17 protein-coding genes are annotated in these 20,318 nt (G+C 53.8%); 14 read left to right on the forward strand and 3 right to left on the reverse strand.

Annotation, left to right across the window (positions count from 1 at the left end):
- The first annotated feature begins 204 nt into the window (after positions 1 to 204).
- The 7 genes from MIH18_RS11060 to MIH18_RS11090 all read left to right on the forward strand — a co-directional run bounded on the left by MIH18_RS11060 (position 205) and on the right by MIH18_RS11090 (position 11,168).
- Positions 205 to 1,914 (forward strand): sigma-54-dependent Fis family transcriptional regulator, encoded by a 1,710-nt coding sequence (locus MIH18_RS11060; RefSeq protein WP_249014570.1) that lies wholly within the window; start codon positions 205 to 207, stop codon positions 1,912 to 1,914.
- Positions 1,915 to 2,171: 257 nt separating this feature from the next.
- On the forward strand, positions 2,172 to 3,164 hold the full coding sequence (locus MIH18_RS11065) for a YCF48-related protein (RefSeq protein WP_249014571.1): 993 nt from the start codon (positions 2,172 to 2,174) through the stop codon (positions 3,162 to 3,164).
- 10 nt (positions 3,165 to 3,174) lie between these two features.
- On the forward strand, positions 3,175 to 5,640 hold the full coding sequence (locus tag MIH18_RS11070) for an MMPL family transporter (protein WP_249014572.1): 2,466 nt from the start codon (positions 3,175 to 3,177) through the stop codon (positions 5,638 to 5,640).
- 41 nt (positions 5,641 to 5,681) lie between these two features.
- Positions 5,682 to 7,595, forward strand: coding sequence for a DUF1302 family protein (locus MIH18_RS11075; protein WP_249014573.1), 1,914 nt, complete (start codon positions 5,682 to 5,684; stop codon positions 7,593 to 7,595).
- 15 nt (positions 7,596 to 7,610) lie between these two features.
- Positions 7,611 to 8,939 (forward strand): DUF1329 domain-containing protein, encoded by a 1,329-nt coding sequence (locus MIH18_RS11080; RefSeq protein WP_249014574.1) that lies wholly within the window; start codon positions 7,611 to 7,613, stop codon positions 8,937 to 8,939.
- A gap of 73 nt (positions 8,940 to 9,012) precedes the next feature.
- Positions 9,013 to 10,602, forward strand: a complete 1,590-nt coding sequence (locus MIH18_RS11085) for a PAS domain-containing methyl-accepting chemotaxis protein (protein WP_249014575.1) — start codon at positions 9,013 to 9,015, stop codon at positions 10,600 to 10,602.
- A gap of 185 nt (positions 10,603 to 10,787) precedes the next feature.
- Positions 10,788 to 11,168, forward strand: coding sequence for a hypothetical protein (locus MIH18_RS11090; protein ID WP_249014576.1), 381 nt, complete (start codon positions 10,788 to 10,790; stop codon positions 11,166 to 11,168).
- A gap of 125 nt (positions 11,169 to 11,293) precedes the next feature.
- On the opposite strand, the gene MIH18_RS11095 is transcribed toward MIH18_RS11090, so the two are convergent.
- From MIH18_RS11095 to MIH18_RS11105, 3 genes are all read right to left on the reverse strand, one after another.
- Positions 11,294 to 11,722 carry a hypothetical protein gene (locus MIH18_RS11095; RefSeq protein WP_249012459.1) on the reverse strand — a complete coding sequence of 143 codons (429 nt, stop codon included), beginning with the start codon at positions 11,720 to 11,722 and terminating at the stop codon, positions 11,294 to 11,296.
- 129 nt (positions 11,723 to 11,851) lie between these two features.
- Positions 11,852 to 12,571, reverse strand: coding sequence for a substrate binding domain-containing protein (locus MIH18_RS11100; RefSeq protein ID WP_349293788.1), 720 nt, complete (start codon positions 12,569 to 12,571; stop codon positions 11,852 to 11,854).
- A 209-nt stretch (positions 12,572 to 12,780) separates the two neighbouring features.
- On the reverse strand, positions 12,781 to 13,893 hold the full coding sequence (locus tag MIH18_RS11105) for an S-(hydroxymethyl)glutathione dehydrogenase/class III alcohol dehydrogenase (protein ID WP_249012461.1): 1,113 nt from the start codon (positions 13,891 to 13,893) through the stop codon (positions 12,781 to 12,783).
- Positions 13,894 to 14,007: 114 nt separating this feature from the next.
- Here MIH18_RS11105 and MIH18_RS11110 point away from each other — a divergent pair, with 114 nt between their 5' ends.
- From MIH18_RS11110 to MIH18_RS11140, 7 genes are all read left to right on the forward strand, one after another.
- On the forward strand, positions 14,008 to 14,595 hold the full coding sequence (locus MIH18_RS11110) for a TetR/AcrR family transcriptional regulator (protein ID WP_249007258.1): 588 nt from the start codon (positions 14,008 to 14,010) through the stop codon (positions 14,593 to 14,595).
- A 67-nt stretch (positions 14,596 to 14,662) separates the two neighbouring features.
- The gene (locus MIH18_RS11115; RefSeq protein ID WP_249007257.1) at positions 14,663 to 15,790 is read left to right on the forward strand and encodes an alkene reductase; all 1,128 of its coding nucleotides are present in this window, start codon (positions 14,663 to 14,665) and stop codon (positions 15,788 to 15,790) included.
- Between the two features lie 33 nt (positions 15,791 to 15,823).
- Positions 15,824 to 16,573 (forward strand): SDR family oxidoreductase, encoded by a 750-nt coding sequence (locus MIH18_RS11120; protein WP_249007256.1) that lies wholly within the window; start codon positions 15,824 to 15,826, stop codon positions 16,571 to 16,573.
- A gap of 203 nt (positions 16,574 to 16,776) precedes the next feature.
- Entirely contained in the window at positions 16,777 to 18,102 is a 1,326-nt protein-coding gene (locus tag MIH18_RS11125) for a DASH family cryptochrome (RefSeq protein WP_249007255.1), read from the forward strand.
- Between the two features lie 27 nt (positions 18,103 to 18,129).
- Positions 18,130 to 18,528, forward strand: a complete 399-nt coding sequence (locus tag MIH18_RS11130; RefSeq protein ID WP_249007254.1) for a YkvA family protein — start codon at positions 18,130 to 18,132, stop codon at positions 18,526 to 18,528.
- A gap of 72 nt (positions 18,529 to 18,600) precedes the next feature.
- Positions 18,601 to 19,386, forward strand: coding sequence for a MotA/TolQ/ExbB proton channel family protein (locus MIH18_RS11135; RefSeq protein WP_249007253.1), 786 nt, complete (start codon positions 18,601 to 18,603; stop codon positions 19,384 to 19,386).
- 3 nt (positions 19,387 to 19,389) lie between these two features.
- Complete coding sequence (locus MIH18_RS11140; protein ID WP_249007252.1) at positions 19,390 to 20,307, forward strand: flagellar motor protein MotB; 918 nt, start codon at positions 19,390 to 19,392, stop codon at positions 20,305 to 20,307.
- The last annotated feature ends 11 nt before the right edge of the window (positions 20,308 to 20,318 follow it).

Genomic DNA, 20,318 nt, shown 5'->3' on the forward strand with positions numbered 1-20,318 from the left:
GCGGAGTGAACTTTTTTATCATTTGATCAATTAATCAAACTAAAATAATCAAATGCTCAGGCACAGATATCGGAAAATGAGAATTCCCCGTTTTTACCATTTGATTGATTTTTGTGACTGTTAGAGTGTTATATATAAAGCACCACTTTATGAGCCGCACTTTTTGTGTTCCCTAAATACAACAATTAGATGGGACCCGTTGATATGCCTGTGAGCCACAAGCCACAACTGAATTATTCAGATTTTCAGGATCTTACAGAACAAATTCGTTTTCAGAGCACAGAGGGAAAGATCTGGTTTGGAGAGCAGCGAATGCTGCTTATGCACTTGGGCGCCATGGCTGCATTTCGACGTGAAATGGTCAACACTCTGGGCGTTGAGCGTGCGAAGGGCTTTTTCTTGCGGCTGGGTTATCAATCTGGCATGAGGGATGCCGAACTGGCCAGAAAACTCCGGCCACAGTGCTCTGAGCTGGACATTTTTCTCGCCGGCCCGCAACTGCATTCTCTAAAAGGTATGGTCAAAGCTATTCCGCTTGAAATCGATATCGACCAGGAAACCGGCGAATTCTATGGCGAACTCGAATGGGTCGACTCCTTTGAAGTGGAGATCTGCCAGACTGAACTGGGCCAAATGGACGAACCGGCATGCTGGGCTCTTCTGGGCTATGCCTGTGCTTATACCTCCTCGTTTATGGGCCGGGAAATTATATTTCGCGAAACCCAGTGTCGGGGCTGCGGTGACGATAAGTGCATTATTATCGGTAAGCCTGCGGAGGAATGGGAAGATGCCGTTGAATTCTCGCGTTATTTTACCGAAGACCCAATCATTGAAGAGCTTTACAGCCTTCAATCCCAGGTAAACTCCATGCGCAGCAGCCTGGTGAAACAGCAGGGGCAATATTACGGCATTGGTCAATCTACCTCGTACAACAAAGTCTGCAAAATGATTGATAAAGCAGCCATGGGCAAAGTGTCCGTTCTATTGCTGGGCGAGACGGGGGTGGGCAAAGAAGTTGTCGCTCGAAGCGTGCATTTGCGCAGCGAACGCGCAGACGGCCCCTTTATCGCTGTGAACTGCGCGGCCATCCCTCCTGACCTCATCGAAGCCGAGTTGTTTGGCGTAGAAAAAGGTGCGTATACAGGCGCCAATCAATCTCGCCAAGGGCGTTTTGAGCGTGCTCACGATGGCACAATTTTTTTGGACGAAGTTATAGAACTTAATGCCAGGGCTCAAGCAACCCTTTTGCGCGTATTACAGGAAGGCGAACTCGAACGCGTGGGTGATAACCGAACACGTACGGTTAACGTGCGAGTTATTGCAGCCACAAACGAAAGCCTTGCCGCAGCGGTGGAGGCCGGTCGTTTTCGAGCGGACCTGTATTACCGTCTGAATGTTTTTTCCGTGCAAATACCGCCTTTACGCGAACGCCTTGAGGATCTTCCGCTGCTTGCAGAGCATTTCCTCGGTAAGTTTCATATGGAATATAACAAACGCACACTAGGTCTTTCAGACAAGGCCTTAGAGCTTTGCCTCCGGTATCATTGGCCTGGCAACATTCGGGAACTAGAAAACGTTATTGAACGAGGCGTTATTCTTACAGACAATAATGAAACCATTAGCCAAGAGTATCTTTTTGCCGTTTTCCCAGACTGCGCCCCCGAACATACCGAAACAGAATCTATTAATCATTCTGGCCAACTCGTAAATGACGGAAGTAAAAACGCCACCGCTGACTGGGCCAGCGAAATCTTGACTAACAACATCAGCCTGGATCACGTCGAAGCAACTCTGATGCGCCAGGCAATGGAACAGGCTAACCAGAATGTTTCTGGTGCAGCCCGACTGCTCGGGCTGACCCGCCCTGCGTTTGCTTACCGGCTAAAAAAATCGGGCATTCTTGCCGAAGGGTAAAACCAGCCATTTTTGGCCGACATGGACGTCGTCACCCCATCTTGCCTAGTGATGAAATAAACAAACCGTGCTTTCAAGACTTCATCATTTGATGAAATCGCTCTTTCCCACCTGCTCTAGAAATCCTCAGACACACCACCCTACAAATAATTTATTTAATTTTTTCATTCACTTATAAAACATACCTTAAGCATGGCATAGCCGTTGCTATTCACTGTTCGTCGCTTTACACATAAAAACAAAGACGGTGACCCAACATGCCCACTGCCCCAACGTGCCATAACGGTATCGCGTGCCGAGCCTTATTGCTCTCAAGCATTGCTTCTTTCCTGTTGACCGGGTGCGAAGCGCCCCTTGATCTTGATACCGTTCGGGAGCAATCCCAAAACGCCCTCAAAAGAACCGACTTTTACCAAGCAATGGCGCGCAACGAAGGTGTCATTGTGCTGGCAGGTAATACCGGCGCGCTATTGCATAGCGAGGACAACGGCGAAACCTGGACTAGAACGCCTTTAACCACTAATGACAGCTTTATTGCTGTGGATGCTTGTCCTGACGGCAGTTTCATCGCTCTGACGTTCAGCAACATCCTCTGGCATGGCGATGCCAGTGCAATCAACTGGACACCATACACGCTACCAAGCTCGGAGCAGATGATGACTGCCACCTGTTCTCCGGATGGCAGTTGGTGGGCAGCAGGCAGCTTCACGACATTGCAGAACTCTTCTGACCAAGGCCGTACCTGGGCCGAAACCAGCCTTAACGAAGACGCCATTCTTACCAACATTCAGTTTCTGAACAACTCCCAAGGTGTTGCAGCGGGTGAATACGGCATGCTGCTCGCAACAGAAGATAGTGGTGAAAACTGGGACTACGCGGGCTATTTGCCCGATGAATTTTACCCCCATGCGGCTTGGTTCACCTCCCGGCAGAAAGGATGGGTTGGTGGCCTTAACGGCTTCATTTACCACACCACAGACGGTGGTGAATCCTGGACCCAACAAGCCAGCGAGACTGCAGCTCCAATCTTCGGCTTTGTTAAGGGAAAAGCGGCGCTCTATGCCCTGGGCGACAACACTACCGTGTTGCAATTAACCCAAGGCGAGTGGGTTCAGCTACCTACCCAAAACCAACCGCTTTATTTACGCAGCGGCGTTGCACTGCCAGACAACCACCTGCTGTTGGCTGGTGGGCGCGGTCTTTTGCTGAATATCGAAACTCCTGAGGCCGCTTCGGCCAGCACTGATTGAGGATACACGCATGCCTGGATTGCATCGTTTTACGCATTGGCTGCACCAGCTTGAAATGTGGATTTTTAACAATCCACGCAAAGTTCTTAGCCTGATTGCCATTCTGACCGTGATGTTTGCCTTGCGTATTCCAGGTCTGAAAATCTACACCGATTTTGCCGATTTGCTTCCCCAGCAGCATCCGTATATTGAGTTGCATAACAGCATCAAGGACAGCTTCGGTGGTGCCAACGTGCTGGTGGTGGGTGTTGAGTTCGAAAACGGCGACATCTTCACCAACGAAAATCTTGCCAAGATCGACAGGATCACGCAGGCGGTAGACAACCTGCCCGGGGTCAATCACAACCTGGTTTCCAGCGTGACTCACCGCAATTCCCGCAAAATCTGGCTGACGGAAGTTGGCAGCATCAATTCGGAGCCCTATTACGACTCAACGTCCGGGGAGTACTCCGAGGAAGCCCTGCAGGCTATGAAGTCCGACGTGTCCGCCAACCCAAGGGTTTACGGTCCCCTGGTGGCACCAGATATGAAAATGGCCCTGGTCAAGGCGCAGCTCATTGAGGGCAAACTGGATTACAAAAAAACCTTTACCCAATTACAACAAATGCGGGCTGAAGAAGAACAGGCCGGCGTAAGGATCTATGCCACGGGTCAACCGGTTTTGGTGGGCTGGACCTATACCTACATGGAACAGATTCTCCAGATCTTCATTTTTACCGTTCTCGCCATGCTGGCCCTGCTTATTTTCCACTTCCGCAAGGCCTACGGCATTCTGATTCCCTTAGGTGGCGTGCTTATCTCCACCATATGGGGCCTTGGAATTATCAGCCTGCTCGGTTACAACCTGGATCCACTCGGACTGGTCATCCCCTTCCTTGTTGCGGCCAGGGCGATGAGCCACGGCGTGCAACTCGTTGAACGTTACTACGCCGAAACTCTGGAGCGTGGCAGTGGGCCAGAGGCAGCGAAGGCCACATTCGACAGCCTGTTCCGTCCCGGGTCCCTCGGCGTGGTTACCGATGCCATCGGTCTGTCCCTGATTACGATCGGCTCCATACCCCTGAATACGCATCTGGGTATCTACGCCTCCCTGTGGGCCATTACCGTAGTCTTTACCGTACTGATTGGCATGCCTTTGCTGCTGTCCATTCTGCCAACGCCAAAAAATCCGGAAATTCGAGAAACCGTACTGCGCCACATTGGCACCAGCTGTGCTCGCACCGTCACCCGGCCCGGCGCTGCAAAGGTCGTCCTGAGCGTAGCGGCCCTGGCCATGTTGGCAGGACTGCTGGCGGCGGCCAATGTGCAGATCGGCGATTCAGAGCCTGGATCGCCCATTCTGTACCCGGATCATGACTACAACATTTCGTCACGTGTGGTGAATGACCGTTTTCCTGGCTCTGAGGAGCTCTACATTGTTGCGGAAACCGACGAGAAAGGTGGTCTGAAACGACCCGAAGTGTTGGCAGCCCTGTCAGACCTGCAATCCCACATGCTAACGGACCCGGAAGTGGGCGGCAGCAAAGGCCTCCCGGATCTGGTCAAACAGGTCAACCGCCTGATGCACAACAACGACCCCCGTTGGTACCAGATACCGCACGATGCCGGTTACGTGGGCGGCCTTATGTTTACCTACATGGCCTCCAGCCCGATTCCCGGGGCGCTTGATGAATTCAACGACACCGACGATCGCATCGCCAACCTGGTGTTCTACTACAAGGACCGCCAGGGCGAAACCATCCGCCGTGCCATTCACATGGCCAAGGAGTGGATCGCGGAAAACGGCGACAGTGTTGAGGGCCTGACCATCCGCCTGGCCGGTGGCACCCTCGGCGTTGCCGCAGCGATGAACGAATCAGCCTTCGAAACTAACCTGATCGTGCTTCCATTGGTATTCCTGCTGATTTTCATCTTCGTGATGCTGTTCTACACCTCCTGGCATGCCGGGACGATGATGCTTCTGGCGATGCTTTTTGCTACCACACTGACCTACGCCTACATGGGTCTCAACGGTCTGAGTATAGACATCAACACCGTGCCGGTGATTGCAGTGGGTATTGGTGTGGGCATCGACTATTCCATTTACATGATGGACCGCATCCGGGAAGAAATGACCAAGAACGGCGACCTCCGGGAAGCTGTCAGGCGCTCTATTTCCACGACTGGCGTGGCCATCAGTTTTACGGCATTAACGTTGATGGCGGGCATTATCATGTGGGTCATTTTCTCGGACCTGCGGTTTCAGGCCGACGCCGCTCTGCTGCTGTGCGTGATGATCGTGATCAATGGCATTGCCGCCATGCTAATGGTGCCTTCCTGGGTGCTGGTGTTCAAGCCCCGCTTTGTCACGGATGTCTACGCCGACGAAGACGGCATTCTTCATGCCGACCGTCACCCACCAACACCATCTCCATCGTCTGGGCCCTCTCGGGAACAGGATGATGGGTTCGTGCCCGGAGAGCCGTACCAGGTATAAGCCCGGTATAAAACTCCAATAAACCTGTAAGAGGACCTGCAATGCAAACAATAATAAAAGGCCTGAGGACCTGGTGCTACACCCTCGCGGGTAGTGCCACCCTGGCGCTGTTACCGATGACCAACGCCGCAGCGGCGGAAGACACCCGCGTGAACGGTTACGTTGAGAATGCTACTTATGGGCGGGAAGGCGTAGGGCTTTCCAAGTTCCGAAACACACTGCAGATGGAAATGGAAAAAAAAGCCGGTGATGTGGGCGTCTTTAACAATGTAAGTTTCAACGCGACCCTCCGTGGCAGCTATGACGGAGTTTACGATCTTAATGATGATGAGTATGGGCGTAATGCGGGCGGGCCGATTCAGCTGCAAGGCACCCAAGGTTACGTACCTCATGGTGGCGGAATAGCACCCACCCCTTTCCTGGGCTTTGATACTAACCAGAATCCGAATGACGGAATGGTTGTTCTTGGAGAGCACCTGCACGGGCAAGACAATGGCGTAGCCTTCGGTGTTCCGGTTCGCCCCTGTGACAAGGATTCCCGTGGTTGTATTGACGGCTATCTGGACAAGGATACCGATGAACTGCGGTACCAGGAATTCAACGACCGCGCCGACTTCATCCGAGAGCTCTATGCTGATTTCGACATAAACTTTGATAATGGCAACATTCTCAGCACCCGCCTGGGTAAACAGCAGGTAATCTGGGGCAGGACGGATCTGTTCCGGGTCCTGGATGTGATCAATCCGGTGGACTACTCCCGCAACAACATCTACGACGAACTGGAAGATATCCGGATTCCCATGTGGATCCTGCGCACGGACTATCGCATGGGGCCCACCGAGGTGTTTGACGGCTTGGCCTTCGACGATCTGAACTTCCAGGTTGTGTGGAACTTCGACAAGTTCCGGCCCCACGACATTGGCCAATGCGGACAGCCAAACGTCATTCTCGATGCAGGGTGTTTTTTCCGCGGGATGAACAACCTCTGGGAAAACGGTGGCACCGTGGCCAATTTCGCAGGTGCCACTCCGGATGGCGGTTTCGCGACGGATTTCGGACCTGCCCAGATTGGTGTCCGCAAAGCTCATATGCCCAGCTGGAGCCTGTCCAATACCCAGCTCGGCATGAAGCTTGAAGGTGTTTATGGTGATCTGGGCTTCTCGCTGAACGCGCTGACCTACCGTTCACAGCTACCATCCCTGAGAGGTGGCATTCCAGGCCAGAATGGCTTTACTGGTGAGACCGCTGTGTGGCCGGGCCTGATTGCCTTCGACATCCACTTCCCCCGGGTCAACCTGGTTGGCGGCTCTGTAGATTATTACGCCCAGAGCGTCGATACGGTCTTTCGGGTTGAAACTGCCTACACCTCAGGCGAAGAGTTCGCGAACACCCTTCGCGAAAAACTCTATTCCGAGTCTGACGTACTTAGGTACGTCATTGGTGCAGACAAGAACATCGCCATCCCCTTTCTGAATGAAGATAACTCGTTCCTGTTCTCCGGTCAGATCTTCGGCGAGCACATTCTCGATCACGAGCGCGAGCAAAGAACCTACGGCAAAGCCGGCATTCCGAATTACGAGCATAACTGGACCGCCACACTTCTGGTTCAGGGCTTCTATATGAATGGTCGCCTGACTCCGAAAATCATCACCGCTCATGATTTCCGGGCCCAGGCCACTGCCATTGCGCCCTCTGTCGACTGGCTGGTCAACGACAATTTCAAATTGACACTCGGCGGCAATTTCAAGGTAGGCGATGGTGCTCGTGAGTTCGATGACTGTCGCTCCTGCAACCCCTGGGACCCATTCACACAGACACCGGGTGTCGCTAACCAGCAACCGGGCGAGTCTGCAGGCCTCTCAGGCTATGAACCCCTCGGTCGCTTCCAGTCCGGCCCCATCGGCATGGCCCAGAAAGAAGACGAAATCCAGCTGACTGCCCGTTATAGCTTCTGATAAAGAGGAAATGATATGAAGACAAGATTACAAAAATCCGTGTTCAGCGGTCTGATGATCGGCCTGACAGCGGGGATGCTCTCCGCCAACGCCTACGCCAGCGACGAAGTGATCAACGCGTCATTTCATCCTTACAACGATGAGACGCCTAGCCATGAAGGCCTCAGCGTCGGCATGAACATTGACCAGTCCAATGTGGATCAGTTCAAGGACGTCATTGACCCGGCTTTTCTCACTTTCATTGAGAACGGCTGGACCTCGATGACCGTCGGAGAAACCACATCGTTCGACCTGCACCCGGCCTATGTGGGGGCAACCCATGATTCTCTGGGGCAGGTGTCCCTGGGCGAACAGGTTGGTGAAATCAACGGCTGGAAAGCCGGTCGTCCGTTCCCGCAGGCACCTGATGCAAATGACCCGCGAGCTGGCGAAAAACTGGCCTGGAACTACAAGTACGGTTACAACTGGGGCGACAGCGCCGCCATTGCGCCATTTTACTGGAAATACCGGGATATGGATTCAGGCAAACTGGAGCGAACCATCAAGTTCAACTTCCACTTCCTGAACTACAAGGGCCGCGTGATTCAGGAGCCAACGCCGGAAATCACACCCAACCCGTCTGACCTGTTCCGCGCCATCTATGTGCAGGTACTGGACCCGGCGGACGTGCGCAATACCCAGCTGCTGATCCACCGCGCAGCAGATGACCTCAAGCGGGACAACTCCTGGCTCTACCTCGGTTTTCAGCGCCGCGTGCGTCGACTGGCGACCGGGCAGGTTACCGATGCGTTTCTGGGATCGGACCTGATGATTGAAGATTTCGAGGGCTATAACGGCCGTATCTCAGACATGGACTGGACCTACAAGGGTACCCGTTACATGCTGATGCCCTTCTACAATCACAATGACATGAACCTCGATACTGAAACCCATCAGGATGACGACGGTTATCAGGTGATTGCCTTCAACGGTCAGGGCGGGTGCTTCCCGGACATCACCTGGCAACTGCGCAAAGTTTACGAAGTAGAGTCGGTCCCCGTCGATGACAGCCACCCGCTGTCAAAACGCGTTCATTACATGGATGCCCAGACCTTCACCATTCCCCGCACCGTGTCTTATGACCGTAAAGGAAGTATGTGGAAAACCTTCACCATCGGCCAAGCTCACCCTGATTACCACCTGCCCAAGAACAAGGGTACAGGCGTGTCTATCGACGATTCGTTTAGCATGATCGATGTACAAGCCAGCCACTGCACCACCGGCCAGTTCAAAGGCCAGGTTGACCCTGAGCTGTCCAAGCCACAAATGTTCAACGTGCAGCACATGCGAGCAACCGGCAGCTAACCTGCCTACCATTGTTGCTCCTCTTTGAGCTCGCTTTCGCGGGCCCTTTTTTTCGTTTCGGAGGTCGAACAAGATGTCCCGAATTGAACCTTTGCCAAACTTTCCCCCCAAGCACGACCAGCTACTGGTGCTAACTGACAGCAAAGGCGGAATTACTTACGCAAGTTCAGCATTCTGCAGGCCCTGCGGTTTCTCTGAAGGCGAGCTGAAAGCAGCCTCCTTCAACATACTCAGGCATCCAAAAATGCCCAAGGGCCCGCTCAAGAATCTGTGGAAAACCGTTGGCAAGGGCGAATCGTGGATGGGCATGATCCTCAATCGCACTGCCGATGGGTCTGACTGGTGGCTTGATGCGTTTGTCACGCCCATTACCGACACAGATGGTACCGTTCTTGAGTACCAGGCCATTTACCGGATACCGGATGCCGCCACGGTTCAACGCACCGAGCAGGTGTACCGTGCCCGCAGCAAAGGCAAACAACCCCTGGCCCTGAGAACTCCCAGAATCGCGCCAAGCACCGTGCAATGGCTGGTGGGAACCTCTTGTCTTACCCCATCCCTGATCACAGGCATGGCCGGTCAGCCGGGACTGTCTGCTGCGCTGTTCGCTATGGGCAGCGCTGTTTCCCTTGGCCTGCTGTATAGCCTCAACCGGCCTCTGACCCGACTTTCCAATCGTTGCCGCCGCCTTGTCAGTCACCCGATCAAGCAACTGGTCTATACCGGCAACGCCGGTATAGCGGGGCAGATCGAACTCGCTATGCGACTGGTGGAAGTTCGGCTGGAAGTCATGGTGGCCAGGATTCGTGACAGTGGCGGACAGATTGAAGACAATGTCCTGCAGGCCAACGCGCTGCTTCAGGGAAGTGCAGATGCCTCCGAAAAGCAGCAAGCGGCCCTTTCCACTGCAGCTACGTCCATCGAGGAATTCACGGCAACCATCCGAGAAGTCTCAGAGAATACCCAGCAAGCTGCCAGCCTGAGCACACGCAACCGGGAAGCCGGAGAAGACAGCGCCCGCTCAGCGGCTGCTGCCCAAGAGAGCATTCACGCTCTGGCCCGGGAGCTGGAAGAGTCCAGCCAGACTGCGGAAGAACTGGACCAGAACAGCCAGTCCATTGGCCGGATCCTGGATGTGATCGTCGCTATTGCGGCACAGACCAACCTGCTGGCATTAAACGCAGCGATTGAGGCGGCTCGAGCCGGTGATAGCGGGCGCGGATTTGCGGTGGTTGCGGATGAAGTCCGCTCTCTCGCAAAGCGCACCCAAGAATCCACAAACGAGATTCAGGAGATGATTACCGCCTTGCAGGAGGGCTCCCGGCGAGTGGTCGAATCCATCGAAAAGGGCAAGCGCCGCTCTGTCATCAGCGTCGAGCAGGTGTCCGCGAGTGCTGAATCACTTCAGGCTATTGTGGAGGGCATTGCCGAAAGCGATGGTTTCAACCAACAGATTGCCGCCGCCAGTGAACAGCAAAATCAGACGGTATCGCAACTAAATCAGGAAATTCACGACATTCATGAAATAGCGGTCACAACCAGTGAGCAGCTTCTCGATACCGTCAAGGCTAGCCAGGCGGTCGGCTACCATGCTGACCGACAACAACTCCTTATCAAACACCTGATGCCAGCCGAAACCGGCAAAGCCACCCGATCCCTATAAAGGAAAACCCATCATGACAAACGATTCAGCGCTCCCGTTAACCGTTGTGGTTTCAAGGCGGGTCAGAAAAGGACAAGAAGCTGAATTCGAGAAACTGAGCAGCCAGATGACGGAGAGAACCGCCTGCTTTCCGGGCTACCTGGGAACCGCCATGTTCCGCCCCGGCGGATCCCGAATACCGGATTGTGTTCAAATTCCGGGATCGGGAATCACTGACTGCCTGGGAAGCGTCCAAAGAGCGGGCGGAGCTACTGGAGCACATCGAGAGCCTGTTGGTAAAGCCGAGCGAACGTGAAGTCACATCTGGCATCGTTACTTGGTTTACCCTGCCAGGCCAGAATCCGGTAAAACCGCCCCCCAAATACAAGATGACAATTGTCAGTTGGCTGGCCCTTTATCCGGCGGTAACGCTGGTCTTCATTCTGTTTGGTGATCTGTTGGCCCAAGTACCATTGTTGCTGAGAACCATGCTGGTCATGGTTTTGATGAGCCACGTGCTGATGCCACGAATGACCCGGTGGTTTTCATTCTGGTTGTTTCCCAAACGTAAGGGGCAAAGTCGTTGATCGGGGCACTATGAGCAGGTATATCACCGTGTAACAGTTTCGTCCGCGCAAATTCCTAGCAGGCTTACCTGCAACAAACACGGGAATTGCGCGACAGAATCTAGAGCTTATTTGGTAAGTAGATATCAGGCAGTTTTTCGGCCGCGTTTCAACACACTATCAATCATATCGTTCACGCCAGTGTATTCCGCAGCCAGCAACTGTCTGATCGTTCCTTCAACATATTTTTTATCGCCACTGACACCGAGCCCCGTAACCCACCGGTTAAACAGGTTGAACACTCCACATATCAGATTCGCGTGCACGGCGGCCTTCTCATCCCAGCCCGCAGCCAAGATGGCATCGATATCTGACTGTTTAATGGTTTCAATTTTCTGTGTCAGTTTGCGCACGTAGACAAACACAGGTATCAGCCGCTGGTTTTCGGGATAAAAGGGCTTGTCTTCGCCGCGCAGGAGATCCTGAAGGAAGATATGCAAAGTATGGGAAAGGTCCGGGTACTGCTTGAACACATCAAACAGCGTGCCGTTCTTAATTGATGCCAGGTAAGTCATAGTGTTCTCCGTCTTGTTGTATTGACCATCTCAGTCTTTCACAACGACACCCGCCTGATTAGGCTCCAAAACCACAAAAGGCTTTTGCCCTGTCAGCAACAATCCTGACACCAGCCTGTGCATGCGGCATTAGTGCGGCATATTGACATCCATAGACGGAAGGCGTTCACCAAGAAACGCCAGTAGTAATCTTATCTTGTTTACTTGGCGCGCGGTCGTGGAATAAACCGCGTAAACACCAAATGAAGCGAGTTCATAGTCTTCAAGTACCGGTCTTAACTGGCCTGCGGCTGCAAACGGCTTAGCCAGAAACTCGGGTAGAAGTGCTATGCCCATACCCTGACTGGCGGCCTGGCACAGAACATCGCCGTTATTCGCTCGCACATTACCACTGACATCAACCACTGTGCGTTCCTGGCCGCGAACAAATACCCAGTTTTCACCAAATCCGGCGTAGGAATAGGTGAGGCAGTTATGGTTTTGAAGATCCTCGGGCACTTGGAGGGTACCCTGTTTTTCCAGATAGTCAGGAGACGCACAGCACACCAGATCGATTGGGCAGAGGTAGCGTGCAATCAAATGATCGTCAACTTCGCCTGTCACCCGAATTGCCAAATCGAAACCCTCCCCGGCAATGTCCACGGTCCGGTCACTAAATCTCATTTCCAGTTCAAGCTCCGGATATGGTCGCTGAAATTCGAGCAGCAACGGCGCTATGAAAGTCTGGCCAAAGTTTTGGGGCAAGCTAATTCTCAAAAGCCCTTTGGGTTTGGCGTCCTGTTCTCTGACAGCCTGCTCCGCGTCGTCCAGGAGAACGATAATGTCGACACAACACCGGTAATACTGCAAACCGGCATCGGTGACCTACAGCTGTCGGGTGGTGCGGTGAAGGAGTCGGGAACCAAGCTCCTTCTCCAAGCTTGTTATTGCCCTGGACACGACGGCCGTAGACAGCCCGACAGCCTCTGCAGCACGAGAAATGGCGCCAGTTTCAACAACCGCACAAAAGACCTTCATAGCGGTCAGTTTATCCATAGCACAGGCTCAAAAAGTTCGAATCAGAAATGAATCACCGTCCTGATGCTCTCGCCTTCATGCATCAGCTCAAACGCCTTATTGATGTCTTCGAGCGGCATTTCATGGGTAATGAAAACATCCAGGGGAATCTCCCCTTTCTCTGCCTTCTCCACATAGCCCGGCAATTCCGTACGGCCTTTTACGCCACCAAAAGCAGAGCCTTTCCAGACCCGGCCGGTAACCAGCTGGAATGGGCGGGTGCTGATTTCCTGACCGGCGCCTGCCACGCCAATGATGATGGATTCACCCCAGCCCTTATGGCAGCACTCCAGCGCAGAACGCATCAGCTGCACATTCCCCACGCATTCAAAGGAATAGTCCACGCCGCCGTCGGTCATTTCGATGATCACGTCCTGAATAGGCTTGTCGTGATCTTTCGGATTGACCATATCGGTGGCGCCCAACTGCTTCGCGATGTCGAATTTTTCGGGGTTAATGTCAACAGCAATAATGCGCCCGGCTTTGGCCATTTTGGCGCCGATAATCGCGGCCAGGCCAATGCCACCCAAACCAAAGATTGCGACCGTATCTCCCTCTTTCACCTTGGCGGTATTGAGCACAGCACCAATGCCGGTCGTTACACCACAACCCAGCAGGCATACCTTATCCAAAGGCGCTTCTTTGGGGATTTTAGCCAGCGAAATTTCCGGCAGCACGGTGTATTCAGAGAAGGTTGAGCAGCCCATGTAGTGGTAAATAGGCTCGCCCTTGTAGCTGAAACGCGAAGTGCCATCGGGCATCACGCCTTTACCCTGGGTTGCGCGCACGGCGCCACACAAATTGGTCTTGCCAGAGGTGCAGAATTTACATTCGCCGCACTCGGCGGTATACAACGGGATAACGTGATCACCCACTTCCAGGTCTTTCACGCCCGGGCCCACGGCTTCAACGATGCCGCCACCTTCGTGGCCCAGAATGGTCGGGAACAGGCCTTCCGGGTCCGCGCCCGACAGGGTGTAGGCGTCGGTATGGCACACACCGGTGGCCACAATACGCACCAGAACTTCGCCTTCCTGGGGCGGTGCGACATCCACTTCTACAATTTCCAGCGGCTGATTGGCAGCAAAAGCCACGGCGGCACGGGATTTAATCACAGGACATCTCCTTGCAGGCAGAGTTAATGTTAGAGAGTTAAAAGTAGAGCGTTACGGTTATTCCGCATATCGAGAGTTTGACGTATTCTAGACGACCGGTCTAGTATGGATGCCATGACAACGAACGACACACGCAATCTTATTATTCAAACCGGCGCTGACCTTATCGGTACGAAAGGCTTTGGTGCGACCGGCATTAATGGCATCCTGACAGTTGCTGGCGTGCCGAAAGGCTCGTTCTATCACTATTTTAGCAGTAAAAATGACTTCGGCCTTGCAATCATTGACACCTTCGCCAAGGAATACGATGAAAAGCTGAACCAGATTCTTAACGACAGTAGTCGCCCCTGCGTTGACCGCCTGCGGGCCTACTTTGATACCGGCTTTGACAACATGACGAATTGCGACTGCACCCGTGGTTGCCTTATTGGCAATCTGGGACAGGAGCTTGCCGGGCAAGACGAGATATTCCGTGTTCGACTGGACAAGGTGTTCTGTGCTTGGGAAAAGCGTTTTGAACGCTGCATTGCCGAAGCGCAATCTGCCGGCGATATTGATGCGGGTATTGATCCTTCTGATGCTGCCAGCGTATTGCTGTCTGGCTGGGAAGGCGCGATCCTGAGATCCAAAGTTGTGAAATCGACAAAGCCGATGGAACGGTTTGTCCGCGTATTTTTCACCCAGTGCCTCGGCATTGTCTAATTTTTTTAGGACACCCGCTAGTAGACTGGTCTAATTAATATTAGTTAACCTGACAAGAGTATATTTTATGAGCAACCAAAAACTGAATGACCCGTTATTTCAGCCCTTGACTATGGGGGACCTGACACTGCCCAACCGGGTTCTGATGTCTCCACTAACGCGTTCACGCTCAAGCCAACCGGGCGATGTTCCGAATGCCATGAACGTGCATTATTACAAGCAGCGGGCCAGTGCCGGACTGATTCTGAGTGAAGCCACTCAGATATCACCACAGGGCAAGGGTTACGCTTTCACACCGGGCATTCATTCCCCGGAACAAGTTGATGGCTGGAAAAACATTACCGACGCGGTGCATCTTGCCGGTGGCCGTATCCACATGCAGCTGTGGCATGTAGGTCGCATCTCCCGCCCCGAACTGCAGCCGAATGGCCAGTTACCGGTTGCACCGTCTGCCATCAAACCGGAAGGCGCCAAAACCTATATCAGTGCCGATTCCGGCATGGTGGATGTGCTTGAGCCCCGGGCGCTGGAAACCCACGAGATGGCCGGCATTGTCGAACAGTATCGCCAGGGCGCCCTGAACGCACAAAAGGCAGGGTTTGACGGCGTTGAGGTTCACGCCGCCAATGGTTATCTGTTGGAGCAATTCATAAAAAGCGGCAGTAACCACCGCACCGACGAATACGGTGGCTCATTGGAAAATCGCCTGCGCCTGCCGCTGATGGTGATTGAAGCCGTCATTGATGTGTGGGGCAAAGACAAAGTGGGCGTTCGTGTCGGCCCGACCGGCAGCTTTAACGGCATGCACGATGACAACCCCATCGAAACCTTTACGGCCTTTGCCAAACACCTGAACGACTTGGGGATCGCTTATCTTGAGGTGGTAGAAGACTCGTTCCAGGGTAATCACGCCAGCGGTCGCCCGGAAGACATCATCGACGCAATTCGAGCTGCATATAAAGGCACTTACATCGCCAACGGCGCCTATACAGCTGAAGAAGCCCGCACGCGCATTAGCGAAGGCCGTTGCGACCTGGTCACCTTCGGCCGGCCGTTTATTGCCAACCCGGACCTGCCCGAGCGGTTCCGCCAGAACGCACCGCTCAACGAGTGGGATGACAGCACTTTCTACGGTGGCGGTGAACACGGCTATACCGATTACCCAACACTGCAAGAACTCGATATCAGTGCCTGATCAGAATTTTCTGATCAAAACAGGAGAAAAGTTATGAGCAACACTAACGATCCGATTAATGGCAAGATTGTCATCATCACAGGCGCCAGCAGCGGTTTGGGCGAGTCTACCGCCCGCCACCTGGCCGACCGTGGTGCCAAACTGGTACTGGCAGCCCGCAGGGAAGACCGTCTGAAGTCTTTGGCCGAAGAGCTGGAAGCAAAAGGTACAGAAGTCTTGTGGCAGGTCACCGATGTTACCGATCGCAAACAGGTCGAAAGTCTGGCTGCAGCAACCAAAAAGAAATTTGGCCGTATTGATGTTTTGATCAACAACGCTGGCCTTATGCCCCTGGCGCCGCTGGACGCCCTGAAGGTAGACGAGTGGGAACAGATGATCGACGTCAACATCAAGGGCGTTTTGTATGGTATTGCGGCCGTGCTGCCCACCATGCGCGAGCAACACAGCGGACACGTGATCAACTTGTCCTCGGTAGCCGGGCACAAAGTATTCCCGGGCGGTGCGGTTTACTGCGCAACTAAATACGCAGTCAGAGCCCTGTCTGAAGGCTTGCGCCTAGAAGCCGGTGACGAAATTCGCAGCACCAACATTTCACCGGGTGCAGTAGCCACCGAGCTGACCAGCACCATTACCGATCCCGATGCGGCAAAAGCGGCAGAGGAACTTTACAAGGTCGCGATCAGTGCCGATTCGGTTGCCCGCGCCATTGTCTACGCCATTGAGCAGCCCCATGACGTAGATATCAACGAGATCATCTTGCGTCCTACGGCTCAAGAACTGTAAACCCGCTTTCGAGCTGGTGAAGTTCCGGGCGCCGACCCTGTTGGCGCCCGGCAATACCCCCCGTCATATCCGAGACCTTCTGGTTTACATCCAGAATGGCACCCTCAGACTTAAACGAACCCTCACAGAAGCGTTGTGGATAATCCTTTTAACACACGGAAACGTAGTGTTATAACCACATGGGGATTAATGAGGATTTTACGTTGCGCACGCTTTATTGGTTTACCAGGGATCTTCGCTTACACGACAACGCCGCCTTGCTGGCAGCGTCCAAGTCGGACATGTTGCTGTGCGTTTACGTTGTGGAACCCCGATGGTTCAAACCCGGGCCGTTGCAGTGCAAAACCATGGGCCACCACCGCTGGCGCTTTTTATGGCAAAGCCTGATTGGGCTAGAACGCAGCCTGCGCGCCTTGGGCCAGCGCCTGCACATTGCCTGGGGCGATCCGGAAACCGTGATTCCTGCGTTGGCCCACAGCCACGCCATCAGCCGAATTGTGCGTTCGCGCCAGCCCGGTACCCGTGAAGCCGTGCAGTGGCAAACTCTTCAGGACAAACTCTCGAAAATTGCGTTCACGCAATACGAAACCCTTGGCCTGTTTACCGAAAGCCTGCTGCCGATGCCCTTGCAGGATTTGCCGGCAACCTTTTCCCAGTTTCGCAAACTGATCGAGAAAAAAGGCGACAGAGGGCCTGCGCGATTGCGCATCCCAACGGTAAAAATGCTGCCGCCAGCACCCGGTTTGCCAGACGATAACCGCGGTGAATGCCCTGCCATTCAGGAACCCACTCAGCCGTCAGCGTTTAGCGGCGGCGAGCAGGCCGGCCTGGCGCGCTTGCGGGATTTTTTAGCGGGCACTCACGCGATCGACACCTACAAAGAAACTCGCAATGCGCTGGACGACTGGAATTCATCCTCCAAGTTCTCGCCCTGGCTTGCCCATGGTTGCCTGTCAGCGCGCGAGGTTGCAGACAGCATCAGCCTGTATGAGCAGCAACACACCAGCAACGAATCCACGTACTGGCTTTGGTTTGAAGTTCTTTGGCGTGAATATTTTTACTGGTATGCATTGCGGCACGGGTCTGAGTTATTTCGCCGTGACGGTGTGCAGGGCAAGCGCCGGTCTGTGACTTTTTATGGCCACCGTTTCAAAGCCTGGTGCGAAGGCAACACTTCTTATCCGCTGGTGAATGCGGCCATGAATCAGCTCCGGGAGACCGGTTACATCAGCAACCGAAGCCGCCAACTGGTCGCTAGCTGCTTTATTAACGAGCTCGAGTTGGACTGGCGCTATGGCGCGGCCTGGTTTGAACAGCAATTGATCGATTATGATGTAGCCAGCAATTACGGGAACTGGCAGTATCTGGCGGGCGTGGGCGCCGATCCTCGCGGCCTGCGGAGATTCAATCTGGACAAGCAAGCCCAGCAATACGACCCGAACGGTACCTTTGTTGAGCGCTGGAACGGCCACGCCGAGCAGCCCGTGGGGCTGCACACCGTTGATGCGGCGGACTGGCCGCTTTCCTGACCCATCGGCCTTCAACCGGGACACGCTATGGCATTTATCAGTGAACGCACCGCTCGCAGGCAGCTGGAATCGGAGTCTGACAAAGTCAAACAAGCCGATATTCAACGCCTGTTAGAAAAGCAGCAAGCGGTAGAGGAAAAGGTCAAAAACAGTGGTAAGCTCGACCGGTTCACAACAGATATAAAACTAATGTTTTCGTTGGTGCGAGACTACTATAATGGTCGTTATCGCAGCATACCGTGGAAAAGTATCGCCGCCATTGTTGGCGCATTGATTTACGTGTTAAACCCACTGGACCTGATTCCAGACCTTATTCTATCCATCGGCTTCGTAGACGATGTAGGTGTGGTTGCCTTGTGCCTGAAACTGGTGGAGTCAGACCTGCACCGTTATGCAGCGTGGAAAGAACTGCAAGAAACAAACTGAAAAGGCCCGCGTAAAAACAGCCGCTAACACCGGCTCTTTCGATAACAACAACTTGAGTATTCTGGAGTTACTGTGGATTTTGCCACTCTTATTGGCCTGGTTGGCGCGATGATGTTGATCGTCTCGGCGGTTATTTTAGGCGTGTCACCAGACGTGTTTCTTAACGTCCCGGCGCTGCTGATTGTTATTGGCGGTAGTCTTTTGGTGGTTTTGGCCAAATTCAGTTTTCAGCAGTTTCTGGGCGCATTTAAAGCAGCGATCCGCGCTTTCAAGTTCAAACTTCCGGAAACCCGCGCAGCCATCGACGAGCTGGTAGATATTGCTAATGTGGCGCGGCGCCAGGGCGTGCTGGGCCTGGAAGGGCGCGAGGTAAGCTCGCCGTTTCTTGGTAACGGCATTCAGATGTTGGTCGACGGCCAGGACAGTGCCACCATCAAACAACTGCTCAATAAAGAGCAACTGATGACCCTGGAGCACAACCGCTCCGGAGCCAAGGTATTCACCGCCTTCGCAGACGTTGGTCCCGCCATGGGCATGATCGGCACGCTGATTGGCCTGGTGCAAATGCTGTCCAATATGGAAGACCCGAAATCCATTGGCCCTGCCATGGCGGTTGCGCTTCTAACCACGCTGTACGGTGCCATGTTGGCGACCATGATTGCCTCACCTATTGCCGACAAACTGTCATTGCGAATGATCCAGGAGGCCCGCATGCAGTCGCTCTATATAGACGCGCTGGGCGCTATTCAGGAAGGCGTTAACCCGCGAATTATCGAGCAGATGCTATCCAGTTATCTGTCTCCCAAAGAGCGCGATAAGGTATCTGAAGAAGCCACCGCGGCCACGGCAGACAGTTAACCGATGGAAGACTTCCCGGAAGAAGAGAAACCTGGCATCCCGGCGTGGGTTGTGACATTTGCCGACCTGATGTCGCTGTTGATGTGCTTTTTTGTGCTGTTACTGTCGTTTTCTGAAATCGACGCGCAGAAATTTAAACAGATTGCCGGCGAACTGTCCGCAGCCTTCGGTGTTCAGCGCGATGTGCCCGCGGTGGAAATGCCTATGGGCACCAGCATAATATTTGACAACTTTTCGTCGGCTCCGGCAGAGCCGACCGTAATCAATGAAATAAAGCAGACTACCACCGATCAGAAACCGAAAGTGGATACCCTGCGGGGCGCCGTCGATAGCGCCGCCACAGCTGCCGAGCAGAAAAAAATACAGGAGCAGCTGGAACAGCTGCGCAAGGTGCTAAAACCCGCGCTCAGCGACGGCCGCATCAACGTGACCCAAGAACAGCATCGTATTGTGATTCGAGTGGAAGAAAAAGGCTCGTTTCCGTCTGGATCGGCGAAGCTCACCTGGGAGTTCGAAAGCCTGCTGCTGGAAATGGCCGAAGTACTGGCCAGTATTCCGGGCGAATTGACGATAGAAGGCCACACCGACGATGTACCCATCCGTACTGACCGATTTTACAGCAACTGGGACTTGTCCGCCGCCCGCGCCGCCTCAGTGGCCAACGCGTTACTGGCAAGCGGAGCCGTCGCGCCTAGTCGGCTGGCGGTAAAAGGCTTGGCGGATACCGCGGCACGGGTAGAAAACGATTCACCCGAGAACAGGGCGAAAAACCGTCGGGTTGAAATCATTATTGACCTGTCTGACCCCTTGGAAGAACAAGAAATTCAACTGCGCGACATCATCGACGGCCAGCTACCGGGTCAGGATGCGGTGATCGACATGCAATCCGGGCCGGTTCCGGTAGAAAGCATCACCTGGTAAACAACCGCCTA

This window comes from Marinobacter sp. M3C (genome assembly GCF_023311895.1).
Classification (GTDB): domain Bacteria; phylum Pseudomonadota; class Gammaproteobacteria; order Pseudomonadales; family Oleiphilaceae; genus Marinobacter.